This window comes from Gordonia alkanivorans NBRC 16433, from assembly GCF_000225505.1.
Taxonomy (GTDB): domain Bacteria; phylum Actinomycetota; class Actinomycetes; order Mycobacteriales; family Mycobacteriaceae; genus Gordonia; species Gordonia alkanivorans.
In genome coordinates this window covers 1-1,269 of record NZ_BACI01000081.1, presented here as the reverse complement: position 1 = coordinate 1,269, position 1,269 = coordinate 1, and the positions used below count along the sequence as shown (strand labels likewise).

General features: G+C 65.6%; 1 protein-coding gene. It reads right to left on the bottom strand.

The window, feature by feature from the left end; genetic code table 11:
• Positions 1–33: 33 nt before the first annotated feature.
• Positions 34–1,199 (bottom strand): IS3 family transposase gene (locus GOALK_RS14730; RefSeq protein WP_085948641.1). Its coding sequence is split into 2 segments (ribosomal slippage): positions 34–912 and positions 915–1,199, totalling 1,164 coding nucleotides; the frame shifts between segments, so codons are not numbered across the junction.
• Positions 1,200–1,269: the final 70 nt, after the last annotated feature.

The window sequence follows — 1,269 nt, the reverse complement described above, 5'->3', positions numbered from 1 at the left end:
TGGGCCTGGTGCACGGATAGGTGACAGGGTTAGTCACGCGGCCTGAGGGGCCTCGTGGTTGATGATGGTCTCGAATTCAATGGGGGTCAATCTGCCGAGGCGGTCCTGTCGTCTGCGGCGGTGGTAGGTCCGTTCGATCCAGTGCACGATGGCGGCCCGGAGCTCGTCTCTGGTGGCCCAGGATCGACGGTCGAGGACGTTGTTCTGTAGCAGCGAGAAGAAGCTCTCCATCGCCGCGTTGTCACCACACGCACCGACCCTGCCCATCGACCCGAGCATGCCGTGCCGGGTGATGGCCTTCTGCATCTTCTTCGAACGAAATTGAGACCCTCTATCGCTGTGCAGAACGCAGCCGGCCACGTCCCCTCGCCTGGCGACAGCGCTGTTCAGGGCGGCCACGGCCAGGCGGGACTTCATTCTCGAGTCGATCGAGTACCCGACGATCCGGCCCGAGTAGACGTCCTTGATCGCGCACAGGTACAGCTTGCCCTCGGCCGTCCAGTGCTCGGTGATGTCGGTCAGCCACAGCTCGTTGGGGCCGGGCGCGGTGAAGTCTCTCTTGACGAGATCGTCGTGTACAGGCGGGCCGGCCTTGCGGTGCTTGCCGCGGCCTCTCTTGCTGATGGTGCTGGTCCAGCCGCCGGCGGAGCAGATCCGCCACGCCGTCCGCCGGCACATCTTCTCGCCTGCGGCTTCGGCCTCGTCGGCGAGGTAGCGGTAGCCGAACTCCGGGTCTTCGCGGTGGGCGTCGAACAGGGCGTTGGCCCGGTACGCCTCGGCGAGCTCGGCGTCGGTGATCGGGTTCTTGCGCCACCGGTAGTAGGGCTGGCGAGCGATCTTGAGTACCCGACACGCCACCGTGACGGGGATGCCGTCAGCGGCCAGCTCACTCACGAGCGGGTACCACCTTTTCCCGGCAGATTCGCTTGGGACAGGTACGCCGCCGCCCGGCGTAAGACCTCGTTCTCCTGTTCAAGCAGGCGCACACGCCGCTTGGCCTCGCGCAGCTCACGCGATTCGGCCGACGTGGTGCCGGGCTTGATCCCGGCCTCCACGTCGGCCTTGCGGATCCACTTGTTCAGGGTCATCGGGTGGATACCGAAGTCGGCAGCGATCTGTTCGAGAGTCACACCGTCTTCACGGTTCTGGGCGACGCGGACAACGTCGTCGCGGAACTCCTGGGGATAGGGCTTGGGCACAGCTGGCATCCTTCCAGGCCGCCCGGCAGGGCAAGCCAGATCAGATGTCACCTACTCGTGCACCAGCCCC